This is a genomic window from Bordetella ansorpii (assembly GCF_900078315.1).
GTDB classification, from domain to species: Bacteria; Pseudomonadota; Gammaproteobacteria; order Burkholderiales; family Burkholderiaceae_B; genus Bordetella; species Bordetella ansorpii.
This window is the reverse complement of record NZ_FKBS01000025.1, coordinates 54,744-70,610: the sequence shown is the minus strand read 5'-3', so window position 1 is coordinate 70,610 and position 15,867 is coordinate 54,744. Positions and strand designations below refer to the sequence as shown.

17 protein-coding genes are annotated in these 15,867 nt (G+C 67.7%); 7 read left to right on the top strand and 10 right to left on the bottom strand.

Annotated elements, in window-relative coordinates; all coding sequences use genetic code 11:
* Positions 1-59: 59 nt before the first annotated feature.
* Genes A7W11_RS18040 through A7W11_RS18025 form a run of 4 tightly spaced genes read right to left on the bottom strand, consistent with a single transcriptional unit; the run spans position 60 to position 4,169 of the window.
* Positions 60-2,228 (bottom strand): chemotaxis protein CheA, encoded by a 2,169-nt coding sequence (locus tag A7W11_RS18040; RefSeq protein WP_066416508.1) that lies wholly within the window; start codon positions 2,226-2,228, stop codon positions 60-62.
* A gap of 23 nt (positions 2,229-2,251) precedes the next feature.
* On the bottom strand, positions 2,252-2,593 hold the full coding sequence (locus A7W11_RS18035; RefSeq protein WP_066416506.1) for an STAS domain-containing protein: 342 nt from the start codon (positions 2,591-2,593) through the stop codon (positions 2,252-2,254).
* A 55-nt stretch (positions 2,594-2,648) separates the two neighbouring features.
* Positions 2,649-3,020, bottom strand: coding sequence for a response regulator (locus tag A7W11_RS18030; RefSeq protein ID WP_066416503.1), 372 nt, complete (start codon positions 3,018-3,020; stop codon positions 2,649-2,651).
* A gap of 9 nt (positions 3,021-3,029) precedes the next feature.
* Positions 3,030-4,169 (bottom strand): methyl-accepting chemotaxis protein, encoded by a 1,140-nt coding sequence (locus A7W11_RS18025; protein WP_066416499.1) that lies wholly within the window; start codon positions 4,167-4,169, stop codon positions 3,030-3,032.
* Between the two features lie 234 nt (positions 4,170-4,403).
* Here A7W11_RS18025 and A7W11_RS18020 point away from each other — a divergent pair, with 234 nt between their 5' ends.
* Positions 4,404-5,543, top strand: a complete 1,140-nt coding sequence (locus A7W11_RS18020) for an AraC family transcriptional regulator (protein WP_066416495.1) — start codon at positions 4,404-4,406, stop codon at positions 5,541-5,543.
* On the opposite strand, the gene A7W11_RS18015 is transcribed toward A7W11_RS18020, so the two are convergent.
* Both A7W11_RS18015 and A7W11_RS18010 read right to left on the bottom strand, forming a co-directional pair.
* Positions 5,517-6,137 carry a flavin reductase family protein gene (locus tag A7W11_RS18015; RefSeq protein ID WP_066419160.1) on the bottom strand — a complete coding sequence of 207 codons (621 nt, stop codon included), beginning with the start codon at positions 6,135-6,137 and terminating at the stop codon, positions 5,517-5,519. The genes A7W11_RS18020 and A7W11_RS18015 overlap by 27 nt on opposite strands.
* A gap of 136 nt (positions 6,138-6,273) precedes the next feature.
* Complete coding sequence (locus A7W11_RS18010) at positions 6,274-6,510, bottom strand: hypothetical protein (RefSeq protein WP_235816912.1); 237 nt, start codon at positions 6,508-6,510, stop codon at positions 6,274-6,276.
* A gap of 153 nt (positions 6,511-6,663) precedes the next feature.
* Here A7W11_RS18010 and A7W11_RS18005 point away from each other — a divergent pair, with 153 nt between their 5' ends.
* From A7W11_RS18005 to A7W11_RS17995, 3 genes are all read left to right on the top strand, one after another.
* Positions 6,664-7,623, top strand: a complete 960-nt coding sequence (locus A7W11_RS18005; RefSeq protein ID WP_066416492.1) for an NUDIX hydrolase — start codon at positions 6,664-6,666, stop codon at positions 7,621-7,623.
* Between the two features lie 130 nt (positions 7,624-7,753).
* Positions 7,754-8,632, top strand: a complete 879-nt coding sequence (nadC, locus tag A7W11_RS18000; protein WP_066416488.1) for a carboxylating nicotinate-nucleotide diphosphorylase — start codon at positions 7,754-7,756, stop codon at positions 8,630-8,632.
* 68 nt (positions 8,633-8,700) lie between these two features.
* A complete protein-coding gene (locus A7W11_RS17995; RefSeq protein WP_066416485.1) occupies positions 8,701-9,690 on the top strand; it encodes a tripartite tricarboxylate transporter substrate binding protein in 990 nt (329 codons plus the stop codon).
* A 3-nt stretch (positions 9,691-9,693) separates the two neighbouring features.
* Here A7W11_RS17995 and A7W11_RS17990 read toward each other — a convergent pair whose 3' ends face one another.
* Positions 9,694-10,494, bottom strand: a complete 801-nt coding sequence (locus A7W11_RS17990; protein ID WP_066416482.1) for a tellurite resistance TerB family protein — start codon at positions 10,492-10,494, stop codon at positions 9,694-9,696.
* A 147-nt stretch (positions 10,495-10,641) separates the two neighbouring features.
* On the opposite strand from A7W11_RS17990, the gene A7W11_RS17985 reads away from it, so the two are divergent.
* Positions 10,642-11,037: an OsmC family protein gene (locus A7W11_RS17985; protein ID WP_066416476.1), complete on the top strand. Its 396-nt coding sequence runs from the start codon at positions 10,642-10,644 to the stop codon at positions 11,035-11,037.
* Positions 11,038-11,154: 117 nt separating this feature from the next.
* Here A7W11_RS17985 and fabI read toward each other — a convergent pair whose 3' ends face one another.
* The 3 genes from fabI to gloB all read right to left on the bottom strand — a co-directional run bounded on the left by fabI (position 11,155) and on the right by gloB (position 14,348).
* Positions 11,155-11,937 carry an enoyl-ACP reductase FabI gene (fabI, locus tag A7W11_RS17980; RefSeq protein ID WP_066416473.1) on the bottom strand — a complete coding sequence of 261 codons (783 nt, stop codon included), beginning with the start codon at positions 11,935-11,937 and terminating at the stop codon, positions 11,155-11,157.
* Between the two features lie 172 nt (positions 11,938-12,109).
* Positions 12,110-13,525 (bottom strand): LysM peptidoglycan-binding domain-containing protein, encoded by a 1,416-nt coding sequence (locus tag A7W11_RS17975; protein ID WP_066416470.1) that lies wholly within the window; start codon positions 13,523-13,525, stop codon positions 12,110-12,112.
* A 4-nt stretch (positions 13,526-13,529) separates the two neighbouring features.
* Positions 13,530-14,348, bottom strand: coding sequence for a hydroxyacylglutathione hydrolase (gene gloB, locus A7W11_RS17970; protein WP_066419142.1), 819 nt, complete (start codon positions 14,346-14,348; stop codon positions 13,530-13,532).
* A gap of 23 nt (positions 14,349-14,371) precedes the next feature.
* On the opposite strand from gloB, the gene A7W11_RS17965 reads away from it, so the two are divergent.
* Both A7W11_RS17965 and rnhA read left to right on the top strand, forming a co-directional pair.
* Positions 14,372-15,142 (top strand): class I SAM-dependent methyltransferase, encoded by a 771-nt coding sequence (locus A7W11_RS17965; RefSeq protein WP_066416467.1) that lies wholly within the window; start codon positions 14,372-14,374, stop codon positions 15,140-15,142.
* Between the two features lie 103 nt (positions 15,143-15,245).
* Complete coding sequence (gene rnhA / locus A7W11_RS17960; RefSeq protein ID WP_066416463.1) at positions 15,246-15,707, top strand: ribonuclease HI; 462 nt, start codon at positions 15,246-15,248, stop codon at positions 15,705-15,707.
* The last annotated feature ends 160 nt before the right edge of the window (positions 15,708-15,867 follow it).

Sequence of the window (15,867 nt, the reverse complement as noted above, 5' to 3'; positions counted from 1 at the left end):
CTCCTTGCCTTGATGACTTGCCTGTTGTGGTTTCGATGTGCCTTCCGATGGACGGCCGATCACGCGGTGAGCCGGGAATGCTCGGCCGCGGTTGGGGTTCTTGCCTGTTCCATGAGGGCGGGCACATCCAGGATCAGCGCGACGTCGCCGCTGCCCAGGATGCTCGACCCGCTGATGCCTCGGACCTGCGCGAAGATGCGCGACAGCGGTTTGATGACGGCCTGTGTCTCGCCCAGCAGCGTGTCGACCACCAGGCCGACGCGTTCGATGCCATGCCGGACCACGACGATGTTCTGGCGCGCGCCGGGCTCGCCGCCAAGGCCGAACATGTCGCGCAGGCGGATGAAGGGCAGCACGCGGCCACGCAGGTCGGTGTAACTGCGGCCGGGCACGTCGTCGAAGGCCACGCATTCGTCGACCATGTCCAGCGGCAGCACGAAGCGCGAGGCGCCCACGCCGATCAGGAAGCCGTCGATGATGGCCAGCGTCAAGGGCAGGCGCACCATCACGGTGGTGCCCTGGCCAGGGCGGCTGGCGATCTCGACGCTGCCGCGCAGCGCCTCGATGTTGCGCCGGACCACGTCCATGCCCACGCCCCGCCCCGACAGGTCGGTGACCTGCTCGGCGGTGGAGAAGCCGGGTTCGAAGACCAGTTTGAAGACGTCCGTGTCGCTCAGTTCGCGGCCGGCTTCGACCAGGCCGCGCTGCACGGCCTTGGCCAGGATGCGGTTGCGGTCCAGGCCGCCGCCGTCGTCGCCGACCTCGATCACGATGTGGCCGGATTCGTGGCGCGCGTCCAGGGTGATCGTGCCTTGCACGGGCTTGCCTTGCGCGGCGCGCTGCTCGGCGGTCTCGATGCCGTGGTCCATGGCGTTGCGCACCAGGTGCGTCAGCGGATCGCTGATGCGTTCGACCACGGTCTTGTCCAGCTCGGTGTCCTCGCCGCGCACCACCAGCGTGATGTCCTTGCCCAGCGCGCGCGACACGTCGTGCACCACGCGGCGGAAACGGTTGAAGGTGCCGCCGATCTTGACCATGCGCAGTTGCAGGGCGTGATCGCGCACGGATTCCACCAGGTCCGCGACCTGCGCATTGCATTCCTGCAGTTCGACGTTGCCCAACCTGCGCGCGGCCAGGTTGGCGCCGGCCGACGCAGTGATCAGCTCGCCCACGAGGTTGATCAGGCGGTCGAGCTTGTCGGCATCGACGCGGATCGAATGCGCGTGTTCCGAGGGTTTGGCGTCGCCCTGGGCGTTGCCGTTGGCGGCCTTTTCCGGCGCTGACGGCGCAGGCATTGCCGCGGCCTTGGCCAAGACGGGAGCGGCGTCGGCGCATGGGGGCACGGATGCGTCATCGGCCTCGCTGGCGTCGCAGCCTGCCGTGGGCAGGATGACCGCGCGTTGCGTGGCCGTCAGCGTGCCGCAACGCACCAGCATGTCGGCTACCAGGCCAGGCTCGCCGCGCGCCTCGCACAGCTGCGCATAAGCCTCCTGCGATGTGTCCGGCGACAGGATGTGCACCGAGCAGTCGTCCACGATGAACTCGAACGTGCTTTCTATGGTGTGGCGGTCCGCGTCGGTGTCCAGGCCGATCTCGAAGCCCAGGTAGCAGGCTTCGGGATCGAGTCCGTTCAGCGATGGCAGGTTGCGCTGATCGCAGGCCACGCCGGTCAGGCGGCCCATGCGTTGCAGGTAACGCAGGAACGACAGCGGATCCATGCCGTTGCGCAGCACGCCTTCGTCCAGCCGCAGCGAAATGTGCCAGTGCCCGGCTTCCGTGCGAGGCGTGCTGGCCGCGAGGCCGGCGGCGCCGGAGGTTTCCGTGATGACGTCGGCTGCGATCAGGTGGGCCGCTACCTGCCCGGCCAGTTCCGCGGCTTGCGGCGGTGCGCCCAGGCCGGCGGGATCGGGTATGCGCGCGGCTTCTTCAATCATCTGGCCGATGCAATCGCGGCACGACAGCAAGAGGCCGATCAGGTCGCCGTCCAGCGTCATGTGGCCTTCGCGCACCTGGTCCAGCAGGCTCTCCACGCCATGCGTGAACGCCACGATGGCGCCGATGCCGAACAGGCCGGCCGAGCCCTTGATGGTGTGTGCCGCGCGAAAGATCGCATTGATCTCGCCGGCTGGGTCGACGGTGTCGGACACGTTCAACAGTGCCGCTTCCATCTCGGTCAGCAGCTCGCGGCTTTCGCTGATGAAGGTCTGCAGTGCCTGATCCAGGTTCATGGCGTTCTCGTCAAAAGTCGGCGCTAGGCCGCCGCGTCTTCGGCGTGCATGGCGGCCGTGCTGCCCTGCGGGGTGTTCGACAGGTAGCCATCCAGGCCGAGCAGCGTCATGGCTTCGATCACCGCCACGCTGTGCCGCACCAGCCGCGTATCCATGCCTTGCGACTGCGCGTAGCGCATGGTTGCCAGCAGGAGTTGCACGCCGGACGTGTCGATCTCGCTGACGCCGGACAGGTCGATGTCCAGCGCCTGCGGCTCGGGTTGGCTGGCCAGGCCAGCCACCGTCTCCAGCAGTTGCTGGCGGGTATCCTGGGCGCGATAGATGTTCAGTTCGCCATCCAGGCGCAGCGTGTGAAAACGGACCATCGGGACTCCTGATACGGCAAATCGTGAAAGAGCGGATCGGAAGCGCGCGTGGCGCTCAGGGCGGCAGCAGCCTTTCGACGGCGCCCAGCAACTGCGTGGGCTGGAACGGCTTCACCATCCAGGCCTTGGCGCCGGCCAGTTGGCCTTCCTTCTTCTTGGCCTCCTGGTTCTCGGTGGTCAGCATCAGCACCGGCGTGAAGCGGTAGGCGGGCAACTGCTTGACTGCCTTGAGGAACGTGATGCCGTCCATGTTGGGCATGTTCACGTCGCTGATGATCAGATGCACCTTCTGGCCGCCGAGCTTGCCCAGCGCGTCCTGGCCGTCGCGGCCCTCGATCACGTCGTAGCCGGCGCCGCGCAGCGAGATGCCCACGACCTGCCGCACCGAGGCGGAGTCGTCGACGATGAGAATGGTCTTGTTCGGCATTGGGGGTCCTCAGAAGAAAGTGATGTCCGCGGCGGCCTGTTGCGCAACAGGCGCTTGTTGCCGGTGCACAGCGCGCTCGTCGGCCATGGCGTAGGTCTGCTCGAGCTCGCGCAGCAGCGGCTCGGCCGTGATGGGGGGCAGTTCGTCGTCGTCGGCGCAGGCAGTGCCGTAGTCGCGCATGACTGCCGGCAGGCGGTCGATGTTGGTCTGCACATGGCTCATGATCTGGCTGACGCGGTCCTGGAACTGCAGTTGCACCAGCGCCTCGTTGACCTCGTCCTTGATGCCCTGGCTTTCCTGGCGCAGCAGTTCGGTCGTGCCCGACAGGTGCTCGGCGAAGTCATGGAAGCCCGACAGCACTTGCCGGATGGTGTCTTCCGACGCCTCGATGGCCTGTTGCTCGCTGCGCGAGGATGCTTCGGCGGCGGCGCAGGTGGCCACGATGGCCGTGCCGATCACGCGGATTTTCTCGGCGATGCGGCTGCCGGTCTCCTCGGACTGGCGTGATAGCGCTCTCACTTCCTGCGCCACCGTGGCGAAGCCGCGGCCCAGGTTGCCGGCATGCGCGGCCTCGATGGCGGCGTTGACGGCCAGCAGATTGGTCTGCTGTGTAATCTGTGCGATGGCGCGAACCATTTCCTGCAGTTCGTCGACAAATCCTTGCAGGGTCTGCACCTTGTGCAGCATGTCCGCCTTGGTCTGAAGGCTTTCGCGCAGCGACGCCACGACGCCGTCGAGCTGCTGCCGGCTGCGCGCCGAGATCGCTGCGGCGTCGTCGCCGCTGCCGCCCTGGTTCACCGACAGGTGCAGCGTCTGGTCCAGCCGCATGGAGATTTCGCCGAAACGCATCGAAAGCGCTTCGATGGCGGACGCCATCTGTTGGCGGGACGATTCGATCTGGCCCGACCACACCGGCGCCAGGTCGGCGCTGAAAGTTTCCAGGCCCTGAATGTGTTGATGCCGTTGGTCGGCGCGCTGTCTTTGCCGGCGGCGCGCCAGCAGGCTGCTGCTCAGTCCTGCGAGAACCAGGACGGCGGCGGCGGCCTGGCCCGGGGCTTGCCAGGCATCGAACGCCGCGCAACCGATGCCGCCGGCGGCGCCCAGCAGCGGCGGCACGGTCCGCTCAGGGTCGAAGCGGGTCAGGAACATGGACGATTCCCTTCATGGGTATTTGTCACAGCTGGGTTAGAAATTTGACGTTTGGTAACTATTACGGCTCGGTTCGTCGAGCGAGAACGGTTATGTCGGCCAAGTTCCGGCACTTCATCGGCCACTTGGCCGTTTTTGTGCAAGAAAGGGCCTGTTCAGGCCAGAGAATGCCGGCACAGACCGGAGACAGCTATGGGCAGTAAGCCAGGCCGCGCACGTGGACGCGGATACGCCATGATCGGAGTGCCGGATGCGACGGCGCCCGCTGATGTCCTGCCCGTCACGTTGCGTCAGGTGGTGTGCGAGGCGATGCGGCATGGCGTGACGCCCGAGGCCTTGTGCGAGGGATTGGGTTTCGCCCCGGAAGACCTGGAGGCCGATGGCTTCATGGTGTCCGAGCCGCAGTGCGCCGCGCTGATCCGCCGCGCCATGCGCCTGCTGCAGCGGCCCACGCTGGGCCTGGAACTGGGCGTGCGGGTGAACCTGGTGTCCTGGGGGCCGGTGGGCCTGGGCTTCATGGCAAGCGGTTCATCGCGCGAATTGCTGGAATTCGCCATCACGTTCCAGCGCGCCGCCGGACGCCTGCCGGAACTGCGGGGCGAGACCCTGAAGAACAGTTATTGCCTGGGCGCCCGCACGCACGATTACGGACGCGAGGTGGCCACCTTCCTGGTCGACGAGACCTTCGCCGCGCTGGGCCAGATCTGCCGCCAGGTGATCGGCACGCATTTCAATCCGCGCCAGATCGATCTGGTGATGGACCGGCCGCCCTATGGCGCCATCTACGAAGAGGTGTTCCGCTGCTCCGTGCGCTTCGGACAGGCGGAGAACCGCATGTATTTTCCGCTGGAGCCCTATGCGATCCGTTCGGCGGATGCGCGGGTGCTGCGCCAGGTGGTGAAGTGGCTGGCGCCGCAGGACGAGGCCGCTTTCGAGGCGGGCAGCGCCCTGGAGGCCACGGTGACGCAGGCGATCCGCCGCAATCTGGCCGATCCGCCGCCCTTGAAAGAAGTGGCGGCGCTGCTGCACACCAGCGAGCGGACCTTGCGTCGCCGGCTGGCGCAGGCGGGGCACAGCTATGCCGGACTGCTGGCCGAGGAGCGCCGCGCCCGCGCGCTGTCGCTCATTTCGCATTCGTCGCGCGCCATGCGCGAGGTCGCCCGCGAGTGCGGATTCACCGACGTGCGTACGCTGCAGCGCGCGGTCAAGCGTTGGACGGGGTCGTCGCCCACGGCGTTGCGCCGCGATTGCCAGGATCCGGCGCTGGGGGCCGGCAGGCCGCGCCGGTGCGGCGGCTGCGGACTGGACGCCGCGTGCGCGGCGTCAGGCGCGCGGACCGGGCTGGTTTCAACCCGGCCGGTTCATCTTGAATAGCGATTCCTGCGTGATGGTGAAGTAGTCGGCCGGGCCGCCGCCGCGCATGACCGGGCGCGCCGCGGCCGTGTCGAAGATGCCGTTCTTCAGCAGGTCCTGGCGGATGTGCACGCCCACCACCTCGCCCAGCACCAGCCAGCTGTCGGCGCGGGCGCCGGCGGCGTCCTGTAGCTGAATGACCTGGGTGGTGCGGCATTCGAACGAAACCGGGCTTTCGGCCACGTGCGGGACCGACACCACGCGCGAGGCGCGCGGCGTCAGGCCGGCCAGCGCGAACTCGTCGACGTCGGGCGGCACGGCGGCGCTGGTGGCGTTCATGGCCTCGGCCAGATCGAGCGAGACCAGGTTCCAGCAGAACTCGCGCGTGGCTTCGGCGTTGCGCACGCTGTCCTTGTAGGCCGTGCACGAGAAGCCGATGATGGGCGGCGTGTAGTTGAAGGCGTTGAAGAAGCTGAACGGCGCCAGATTGAGCACGCCATCGCTGGCCTGCGACGAGATCCAGCCGATCGGACGCGGGGCCACGATGGCGTTCAAGGGATTGTGGGGCAGGCCGTGGCCCCGGGCGGGTTCGTAGAAGTAGATCTCGTCGGACATGTCGGCTGAGGCGTGGATGAAAACAGGCATTGTGCGTGAAATCGCCTGCGCGGCGGGCGCGCGCGCGCGAGGTGTCCATCCCGCGCGCACTGATCCTGCCGGGGTTGCGGTGCGTACCGTTTCGGCGCGCCCAGGATCAATCTATCCGGCCTGGCGGTTTCATGCCGGAGGTATCCAGCACGTCGTCTTCTTCCGCGGGAACGCCGGGCTCGCCCGGCTCGGTCAGCACGCGGCCGTCGCGAGGCATGCCGGCGACCCTGCGGCCCACCTGCGGCATGGGCATTTTGCCGGAGCCCTGGACGGAAGGCTCCGCAGTCTTGTTGCCGGGTCCCGGCACGTGGGAGGGAAGGGGTTGCTTGGTGTCGTTGCTCATGGCGGACTCCGTCGTAATGCGGCTGGCGCCGCGTTCATGGTCGGGTCTGTTTCCTCCCATGCTAGGGGGCCTGGCAGGGCTTCGCAGTCTCCAACCGTGTCGTTTGCAAAAGGCTGTTGCGCGCAAGTCGCGCACCTATAATCGGGGCGGGCCATGCCGGCCTTTCGTTTTCCCGTCCTCGCGCACAGCCCCTTGACCGATTCCCTTCCTCGCTCCGTCGCCGCTGAACTGGTTGCCGTACTGGTCGCGGTCACCCACGGCGAGCCCCGCGTGCTGACCACCGAATCGGCCTGTGCGCTGCCTGCCGGCCCGTTCGAGGTCGAACACCGGTCACTGCAGTCCGGGCTGCGCGCCTGGGTCGAGACCCAGACACGCCAGCCGGTGGGCTACATGGAACAGCTCTACACCTTCGCCGACCGCGACCGGTCGGGCGAAGGGGCCGCGCGCGTCATCTCCGTCTGCTATCTGGGCCTGACGCGCGAATCCGGCGGACCGGGCGGCTGGCAGCCCTGGTACCGCTATTTCCCCTGGGAAGACTGGCGCGGCGGCAGGCCCGCCATGGTCGACACGCTGATCCTGCCCCGCCTGCGGGGATGGGCCGAGCAGGGTGCCGACAATGCCCGGCGCGACATGCGCCGCCAACGTGTCTCCATGACCTTCGGCCGCGATGGCGATGCCTGGAACGAAGACATGGTGCTGCAGCGCTACGAACTGCTGTTCGAGGCCGGGCTGGTGCCCGAGGCCGAACGCCATGGCCACGAGGCGGCGCAATGCGTGCCGGGACAGGCCATGCGGCATGACCACCGGCGCATCCTGGCCACTGGCATCGCGCGGCTGCGCGCCAAGATCAAGTACCGGCCGGTGGTATTCGAACTGATGCCCGCCGAGTTCACCTTGTTGCAATTGCAGGTGGCCGTCGAGGCGCTGGCCGGACGCGGCCTGCACAAGCAGAACTTCCGCCGCCTGATCGAGCAGCAGAATCTGGTCGAGGAAACGGGCGCCATGGCTGCCAGTTCGGCGGGCCGTCCGGCCAAGCTGTTCCGCTTCCGTGGCGACGTGCTGCTGGAACGCGCCATCTCGGGCAGCAAGCTGCCGCTGGCTCGCCAGGCCTGATTCCACGAACCGTTCTCGCACGGGCAGGGCGGCCCATTGCTGCGCTGCAGCTTGACGCGTTTTATGCTCAGAACTAGCATAAATTTCTCCGCGCACGCCGCGCCTTTTATTTGCTTCGGAAATACTCAAAATGAGCACAAATAGTCGTCCCAAGGCAGACCTTCGTTCCGTTGCACCGTTGCCCCCGCTGATGCTCGAGCCGCTGGTGCGCGCCGCGCTGCAGGAGGACCTGGGACGCGCCGGCGACATCACCACCGACGCCATCGTGCCGGCCGAGGCCCAGGCCGAGGTTCGCCTGCGCGCACGGCAAGACGGCGTGCTGGCCGGGTTGGACCTGGCGCGGCTGGCGTTTCGCTTGATGGATCCGGCCTCGGTGTTCGAGGCGAATCTGGCGGATGGCGCCCGCCTGGCGCCGGGCAGCGAGATCGCCGTCATCCGCGGCGCCGCGCGCGGCCTGCTGACGGCGGAGCGCACCGCATTGAACTTCCTGTGCCATCTGAGCGGCGTGGCCACGGCCACGGCTTCCATCGTCGATGCGATCCACGATACGCACTGCCGCGTGACGTGCACGCGCAAGACGATGCCGGGATTGCGCGCCGTGCAGAAGTACGCGGTGCGCGTCGGCGGCGGCAGCAATCACCGCTTCGGCCTGGACGACGCCGTGCTCATCAAGGACAACCACATCGCCATCGCGGGCGGTATCGCGCCCGCCGTCGAGCGCGCGCGAGCCGCCATCGGCCACCTGGTGAAGATCGAACTGGAGGTGGACACGCTGGCGCAGTTGGACGAAGCCCTGGCGCTGGGCGTGGACGTGGTGCTGCTGGACAACATGGATACGGACACCTTGCGCGAGGCCGTGCGTCGTGTGGATGGCCGTGCCGTGACCGAGGCCTCCGGCCGCATCACGCCCGAGACCGCGCCGGGGGTGGCGGCCACGGGCGTGGACCTGATGGCCATCGGCTGGCTGACGCACAGCGCGCGCGTCCTGGATATCGGGCTGGACGCGTAAGCGTCTGGCGTTTTTCCTTCCATCACATCGCGGTATTCCACGAGGAACGCCGCCGGGCATGCACTCTCATGAACGTTTTCTGCTCGCTGCGCCGCCTGGCGTCCGGCCTGGCCATCCTGGCGTGCCTTTGCGCCGGGAGCGCCCAGGCCGATCCGGTATCGCCCTATCCCTCGCGGCCCATTACCATCGTGGTGACCTTTCCGCCGGGCGGCGGTACCGACCTGCTGGCGCGCAAGCTGGGCGCCAGCCTGCAGCGCGAGCTGGGCCAGCCGGTGGTGGTGGAAAACCGGCCCGGCGCCAGCGGCAACATCGGTGCGCGCCTGGTGGCCCGGGCCGCGCCGGACGGCTACACCCTGCTGATGGTGAACAGTTCGTTCGCCATCAATCCGGCGGTCTATCGCGACCTGGACTTTTCGCCGCGCGACGACTTCGTGGCCGTGGCCAACGTGGCGTTCGTGCCGTCGGTGCTGGCGGTGCCGGCAGCATCGCCCATGCATACCCTGGCCGATGCCTTGCAACGGGCGGGCGCCGCGGACCGGCCCTTGCCCTACACCTCGTGCGGCAATGGCACGCCCCAGCACCTGGCCGGCGAAATGCTGCGCGAGGCCACGGGGGCGCATTTGCAGCACGTGCCGTACAAGGGATGCGGGCCGGCCTTGACGGACCTGTTGTCGGGCCAGGTGCCCATGGGTTTCATCACGGCCTCGAGCGCCACGCCGTACCTGCGCGCGGGCACGCTGCGAGCGCTGGCCGTGACCTCCGCCCGGCGTTCGCCGCTGCTGCCCGGCGTGCCGACGGTGGCGCAGCAGGGCGCGCCGGGTTATCAGTTGGATCAATGGCACGGCCTGCTGGCGCCGGCCGGAACGCCGCCCGCGGTGGTACGGCGCCTGCATCGCGCCGTGGCCGACCTGCTGGCGCAGGACGCCATGCGCCAGGAGCTGCTGCAACTGGGCTACACCCCGGCCTCGGGCACGCCCGAAGACTTCCAGGCGTTGATCCGCGAGGACATCGACCGTTTCGGGCAGCTTGGCCAGCGGATCGGTTTACGGATGGATTGAGGGTCAGGCCGCTTCCGACACCTGCAACTGGGCCGCCTGCGTCTCCAGTTGCTCCTTCAGGCCGGCGGGCAGCTTCAACTGGCGGGCCAGTTCGTCAAGGTAGGCGCGTTCCATGTAGCTTTCCTCATCGACGACCAGCAGGCTCGCCAGGTACATCTCGGCGGCCATCTCCGGGGTGCGCGCGGCGCGGGCCACGGCGGCCGGATCCAGCGGGCGGGCCAGTTCTGCTTCCAGCCAGGCGCGGTCGCCCGCATCGCCCGAGAGCTTGACCATGGCGTCTTCCAGCTGATGGCGCTCCTGGTCGCCCACGTGGCCATCGGCCTTGGCCGCGCCGATCATGGCCACCAGCACGGCATTGCTGTGCTGTTCGACCTGGTCGGGCAACACGCGGTCCATCGTCTGGGGTTCGGGCAGGGCCAGGGGCTGGCCTGCCGGGGCGGTGGCTGGCATGGCCGCAGCGCCGTCCGTGGCCGCCTGTTTGCGCTGCCAGTCGCCATAGGCGCGATAGGCCAGGGCGCCCAGCGCCGCCAGGCCGCCGTACATGGCGACATTGCCACCGATCTTGCGGGCCTTCTTGTTGCTCAGCAGCAGGCCCAGGGCGCCGCCGCCCAACGCGCCGCCGCCCAGGCCGCCCAGGAAGCTGCCGGCGCCGCCGCCACCTTGTGTCAGACTGCCCAGCTTGCCGAGCAGGCCGCCCGCGCCGCCTTGGGCTTGGGACGAAGCGCCTTGCAGGCGCGACGTGGCATCCTGGACCAGGCCCTGGCCGGATTGCAGCAAATGATCGAGAAGTTGACGGGCGCTCAAGGGAACCTCCGGAAAAACTAGGGGAATCCAATGAGACCGGCCTTGTCTTCAATAGTTCAGCTTTACGTCAGTTACAAAATACTGCCAGTGCTACAACGTAGGGCATGCGCCCCGTGGGGGCGCATCCTTCCATCACCGGAGTTTTCGATGACGATTCATATTCGTTCCACCGGCGGCGCCGACGCCATGCGTTTCCTGGCCAATGCCGAAGGCCACGACCTGCCGCTGGGCCTGCCCGCGCCTACGGGCGACGGCCCGGATCCGCACGATTATTTCGACACCGCGCTGGGCGGCTGCAAGGTGCTGACGCTGATGCTCTATGCCCAGCGCAAGCAGATGCCGTTGACGTCGGTGGAAGTGGACGTGGTGCGCGACGCCAGCGAGGAACGCAAGGGCGTGTATCGCCTGACGGTGCAGTTGAAGCTGCTGGGGGAGTTGACCGAGGCGCAGCGTGAAGAGCTGCTGTCGGTGGCGGACCGTTGCCCGGTCCACAAGCTGATGACGGCGACCGACGTGCAGATCTCGACCGTGCTGCAGGCTTGATCGAAGCAGACGCGCGTAGCAGACGCGCGTAGCAGACGCGTGTAGCAGACGCGCGTAGCAGGCCGCCCACCCGCGTCCCCCATGTCATGGCGGGCACGCGGGCGGCAGCCCGGGGCCTTATTCCATGCCCGGCACGATGGTCGAGAAACCGCTGTCGACGTGGGTGATCTCGCCGGTGATGCCGTTGGCCAGATCGGACAGCAGGAAGGCGGCGGTGTTGCCCACGTCTTCGATGGTGACGTTGCGGCGCAGCGGAGCGTGCTGTTCGACGAACTTCAGGATCGACGAGAAGTCCTTGATGCCGCTGGCGGCCAGGGTCTTGATGGGACCGGCCGAGATGCCGTTGGCGCGGATGCCGCGCGGGCCCAGCGTCGAGGCCAGGTAGCGCACCGAGGCTTCCAGCGCGGCCTTGGCCACGCCCATGGTGTTGTAGTTGGGCACCACGCGCTCGGCGCCCAGGTACGTCAGCGTCAGCAGCGCGCCCTTGCGGTTTTCCATCAGGGGCAGCGCGGCCTTGGCCAGCGCCGGGAAACTGTAGGCCGAGATATCGTGGGCGATGCGGAAGGCTTCGCGCGACAGGCCGTCCAGGAAGTCGCCGGCGATGGCTTCGCGCGGCGCGAAACCGATCGAGTGCACCAGGCCGTCCAGCCCGTCCCAGCGCTTGGCCAGTTCGGTGAACGTGCCTTCGATCTGCGCGTCTTCGGCGACGTCGCAGGGCAGCACGATGTCGCTGCCGAACTCGGCGGCGAATTCGCTCACGCGGTCCTTGAAGCGGTCGCCGACGTAGGTGAAGGCCAGTTCAGCGCCTTGCTGATGGCAGGCGCGCGCGATGCCGTAGGCGATGGAACGGTTGGAAAGCACCCCGGTGATCAGGATGCGCTTGCCGGCGAGAAAGCCCATGGTTCTTCCTTGTCTTGCCGCCGCGCGGATCGCGCCGCGCGCGGTCGTCTTGTTTGTGTACGGCGGAGTCGCGTACGGATGGAGGTGGCGTACGACGGGTATTGCGTACTGCGTGCGCCAGTATTTTAAGGAGTTTGGCGCGCCCGCGTGGCGGACGCGCCGATCCGACGCATCAGCCGCGGGTGTCGGTGCCCGGAATGCGCAACTGCGAGCCGATCTTCAGGTTGCTGCCCTTCAGGTTGTTCAGGGCGCGCAGCGTGTCGACGCTGGTGCCGTAGTTGCGGGCGATGGAGTACAGCGTGTCGCCCGAGCGTACCTTGTGCGTGCGCACGTTGGGCTGCGCGCCGCGGGTGCGGGCACGCGGCGAGACCACGGCCGGCGCGCTTTCCAGCGCGCTGGCGGGGGCGGGCGACAGCGAGGCCAGCTGGACGCCGCCCTCGGCGCCCGACACCGGGATCAGCAGGTTCTGGCCGGCCGCCAGTTTGGCGCGGCGCGGCAGCTCGTTGGCGGCGCGCAGGCGCGCTTGCGGGACGCCGACGCGCTTGGCCACCGAGGCCAGGGTCTCGCCACGGCGGACCTGGTAGACCGACCAGGCGCTCAGCTTGCCCTTGTAGCTGGCCAGGTTGGCGTTGAAGACATCGACGCGATCGGCCGGCAGCAGCAGCGTGGCCGCGTGTTCGCCACGGATCATGGGCTGCTTGAACGAGGGGTTCAGCGCCTTGAACTCGTCCAGCGGCATCTCGGCCAGCTTGGCGGCGACCTCGATGTCGATGTCGCGGTGCTTGCTGACCGCGGTGAAGTAAGGCGTGTTGCCCACGGGCGGCAGCACCACCGCGTACTTCTGCGGATTGGAGATGATGTTCTTGATCGCCTGCAGCTTGGGCACGTAGTTGCGCGTCTCGTCGGGCATGTCCAGCGACAGGTAGTCGGTGGGCCGGCCCGCGTTCTCGTTCTTGCCCATGGCGCGTTGCACCGAGCCTTCGCCCCAGTTGTACGAGGCCAGCGCCAGGTACCAGTCGCCCTGCATCTCGAACAGGTATTCGAGGTAGTCCAGCGCGGCGTTGGTCGAGGCGATGGGATCGCGGCGCTCGTCACGCCACCAGTCCTGCTTCAGGTTGTAGTGCGTGCCGGTCGCGGGCACGAACTGCCACAGGCCCGACGCCTGGGCGTGCGACAGCGCGGTGGGGTTGTAGGCGCTTTCGACGAAGGGCAGCAGCGCCAGTTCGGTGGGCAGGCCGCGCCGGTTGATCTCGTCGACGATGTAGTACAGGTACTTGCCCGCGCGCTGCGCCATGCGCTGGACCGCCTCGGGGTGCGAGGCGTAGTAGTCGGTCCATTGCTGCGACAGGTCGGTATTCAGGTTCGGGATCGCGAAACCGCGGCGGATGCGGTCCCAGGCGTCGCGCGGCGGGTGGGTCAGGTCGACCGTGCGCGAGGTGTCGCGGGCAAGATAGCGGTCGATGCGTTGCGCCTGTTGCTTGGCGGCGGCTTCGGTTGCAGCGGTCTGTTCCGGTTTGGTGGGGCTGGTGCCGGCGCATCCGGCCAGCATCGCCAGAAGCAGGGGGATAAAGAGTCGGGTTAGGCTCATCGGCTTATTTGAATTCGTTCTTCCATCGTCGCAAGGCAGCGAAGACTTCGACCGGCGACGATAACGGCTGGCCTGCCCAGGCTGCTGCGGCTTGGGCGATTTCGGGATGGCGAGTACGCAGAAAAGGGTTCGTCTGCAATTCCTGACCGATGCTCGAAGGCAGGGTGGGCAGATCTTTTTCGCGCAACAGCCTCGCCCGCTGGGTGACCTGATGCAGGTCGGTGTTCTCGGGCTCGACTGCCAATGCCCATTTCAGGTTCGCAAGAGTGTACTCGTGAGCACAGCAGACCTGGGTGGCGGGCGGCAGGGCCGCCAATTTTGCCAGAGATTCGGTCATTTGCGCAGGCGTGCCCTCGAACAGCCTGCCGCAGCCCGCCATGAACAGGGTATCCCCGCAGAAAAGCACAGGTGTGTCCCCCATTTTTCCGTGGAAGGCGATGTGGCCCGCGGTATGGCCGGGCACGTCCAGCACTCGCAGGTCCAGGTCGAGTTCGGGCAGGCTGACGCGGTCGCCTTCGGCCAGGCGCACGTCGCAATGCGGCAGTTGCTCGCTGGCGGGGCCATAGACCTTGGCGCCGGTGGCCTGCAGCAATTCCAGCACGCCGCCTACGTGGTCGCCGTGATGATGGGTGAGTAGAATGGCGCGCAGCGTGATGCCGCGCGCTTGCAGCAGCCGCAGGACAGGCTCGGCCTGGCCGGGATCGACCACGGCGGCCTGGCCGTCGCGGACCACGGCCCAGATATAGTTGTCGGTGAAAGCAGGCAAGGGCAGCAGCGCGGCGCCGGGGGCGCGGCTGTCTGCGGAAGCAGGCGGGACGGGCATCATAGACAAGGACCCATGCGAAAGTGGCAGAACAGACCCCGCCGATTGTAGAACTGGCCGATTGGTTCCAGACCCCGCCCGGGCAATATGCCCTGGCCTGGGAGCAGGAACAGATCGACGCGCTGGTCGCCGACGTGTTCGGTTTCCAGGCCTGGCAGGTGGGCCTGGCCGAGCACGACCTGCTGCGCGCCAACCGCATGCCGTTCAAGGCCTACGTCGGCACCGAGATGCCCGAACCCGAAGTGGCCGGGCAATGGCAGGGCTGCGTGGTGGCCGAGCCCGAGGCGCTGCCTTTCGAGTCGCAGACGGTCGATCTGCTGGTGCTGCCGCATGCGTTCGAATGCACCGAAGATCCCCACCTGGTGCTGCGCGAGGTCGAGCGCGTGCTGGTGCCCGAAGGGCGCGTCATCATCTCGGGGTTCAATCCGTTCAGCCTGTGGGGCGCGCGCAATGCCATGCCGGGCATGGAGGCGTGGCTGCCACAGCCCATTTCCGCGCAGGTGTCGCTGCCGCGCCTGAAAGACTGGCTGAAACTGATGTCTTTCGAGGCCGAGCCGGGCCGTTTCGGCTGCTATGTGCCGGCGTGCCGCACCGAGCACTGGCTGCGCCGCTGGCGCTTCATGGACCGCCACGGTGCGCGCTGGTGGTCGCTGGGCGGTTCGGTATACGTGGTGTCGGCCACCAAGCGCGTGGCCACGATGCGGCTCATCGGGCCGGGTTGGAAGAAAAAACTGAAGCGCGCGGCGCCCGCACCGGTGGCGGTCAGCCGGCAGGCGGATTCCGCGCCACGCTAGCGGGGCGGTCCGCGCGGGCATGTCCACGGCCGCGCATTGACGCGCCCGAACCCTCCATGATTCATCCGCCCGCCTTTCGGGGGCGAACAACGCGAAGGACAAGATGCAAGAAAACGAAAGCGGCGGCCAGGTCGTCGAAATGTGGACCGATGGCGCCTGCAAGGGCAATCCCGGACCGGGCGGGTGGGGCGTGCTGATGCGCGCCGGCGCGCACGAGAAGACCCTGCATGGCGGCGAGGCCAACACCACCAACAACCGCATGGAGCTGCTGGCCGTGATCGAGGGCCTGAATGCGCTCAAGCGCGCCTGCACCGTCGTCATCCATACCGATTCGCAGTACGTGATGAAGGGCATGACCGAGTGGCTGGCCAACTGGAAGCGGCGCGGCTGGATGACCGCCGACAAGAAGCCCGTGAAGAACGCCGAGCTGTGGCAGGCGCTGGACGAACAGGTGCGCCGCCACACGGTGTCGTGGCGCTGGGTGCGCGGCCATGCGGGCGATCCGGGCAACGAACGCGCCGATGCCCTGGCCAACCAGGGCGTGGAAAGCCTGCGCAAGCGCTGAGGTATCCGTGCCGGTGGCTTCGGGAATACCCTAGCCGTCGTTCGGGCGGATCGCGCCGCGCGACGGTTCCAGCGCGCAGGGCCCGGTGCTAAAGTGCGTGGCCGGCGCGGTGTATCCATCGCGCATCACGCCGCCGTCCCTGTCCACGCCGTCGCGCCGC

Excerpts from the sequence above, each read along its gene's own strand:
- A7W11_RS17975 (WP_066416470.1), bottom strand. The coding sequence starts at position 13,525 with ATGAGCCTAACCCGACTCTTTATCCCCCTGCTTCTGGCGATGCTGGCC.
- A7W11_RS18025 (WP_066416499.1), bottom strand. The coding sequence starts at position 4,169 with ATGTTCCTGACCCGCTTCGACCCTGAGCGGACCGTGCCGCCGCTGCTG.
- A7W11_RS18010 (WP_235816912.1), bottom strand. The coding sequence starts at position 6,510 with ATGAGCAACGACACCAAGCAACCCCTTCCCTCCCACGTGCCGGGACCC.
- A7W11_RS18020 (WP_066416495.1), top strand. The coding sequence starts at position 4,404 with ATGATCGGAGTGCCGGATGCGACGGCGCCCGCTGATGTCCTGCCCGTC.
- A7W11_RS18015 (WP_066419160.1), bottom strand. The coding sequence starts at position 6,137 with ATGTCCGACGAGATCTACTTCTACGAACCCGCCCGGGGCCACGGCCTG.
- A7W11_RS18035 (WP_066416506.1), bottom strand. The coding sequence starts at position 2,593 with ATGGTCCGTTTTCACACGCTGCGCCTGGATGGCGAACTGAACATCTAT.
- A7W11_RS18040 (WP_066416508.1), bottom strand. The coding sequence starts at position 2,228 with ATGAACCTGGATCAGGCACTGCAGACCTTCATCAGCGAAAGCCGCGAG.
- A7W11_RS17985 (WP_066416476.1), top strand. The coding sequence starts at position 10,642 with ATGACGATTCATATTCGTTCCACCGGCGGCGCCGACGCCATGCGTTTC.
- gloB (WP_066419142.1), bottom strand. The coding sequence starts at position 14,348 with ATGCCCGTCCCGCCTGCTTCCGCAGACAGCCGCGCCCCCGGCGCCGCG.
- fabI (WP_066416473.1), bottom strand. The coding sequence starts at position 11,937 with ATGGGCTTTCTCGCCGGCAAGCGCATCCTGATCACCGGGGTGCTTTCC.
- A7W11_RS18030 (WP_066416503.1), bottom strand. The coding sequence starts at position 3,020 with ATGCCGAACAAGACCATTCTCATCGTCGACGACTCCGCCTCGGTGCGG.
- A7W11_RS17995 (WP_066416485.1), top strand. The coding sequence starts at position 8,701 with ATGAACGTTTTCTGCTCGCTGCGCCGCCTGGCGTCCGGCCTGGCCATC.
- nadC (WP_066416488.1), top strand. The coding sequence starts at position 7,754 with ATGAGCACAAATAGTCGTCCCAAGGCAGACCTTCGTTCCGTTGCACCG.
- A7W11_RS18005 (WP_066416492.1), top strand. The coding sequence starts at position 6,664 with ATGCCGGCCTTTCGTTTTCCCGTCCTCGCGCACAGCCCCTTGACCGAT.
- rnhA (WP_066416463.1), top strand. The coding sequence starts at position 15,246 with ATGCAAGAAAACGAAAGCGGCGGCCAGGTCGTCGAAATGTGGACCGAT.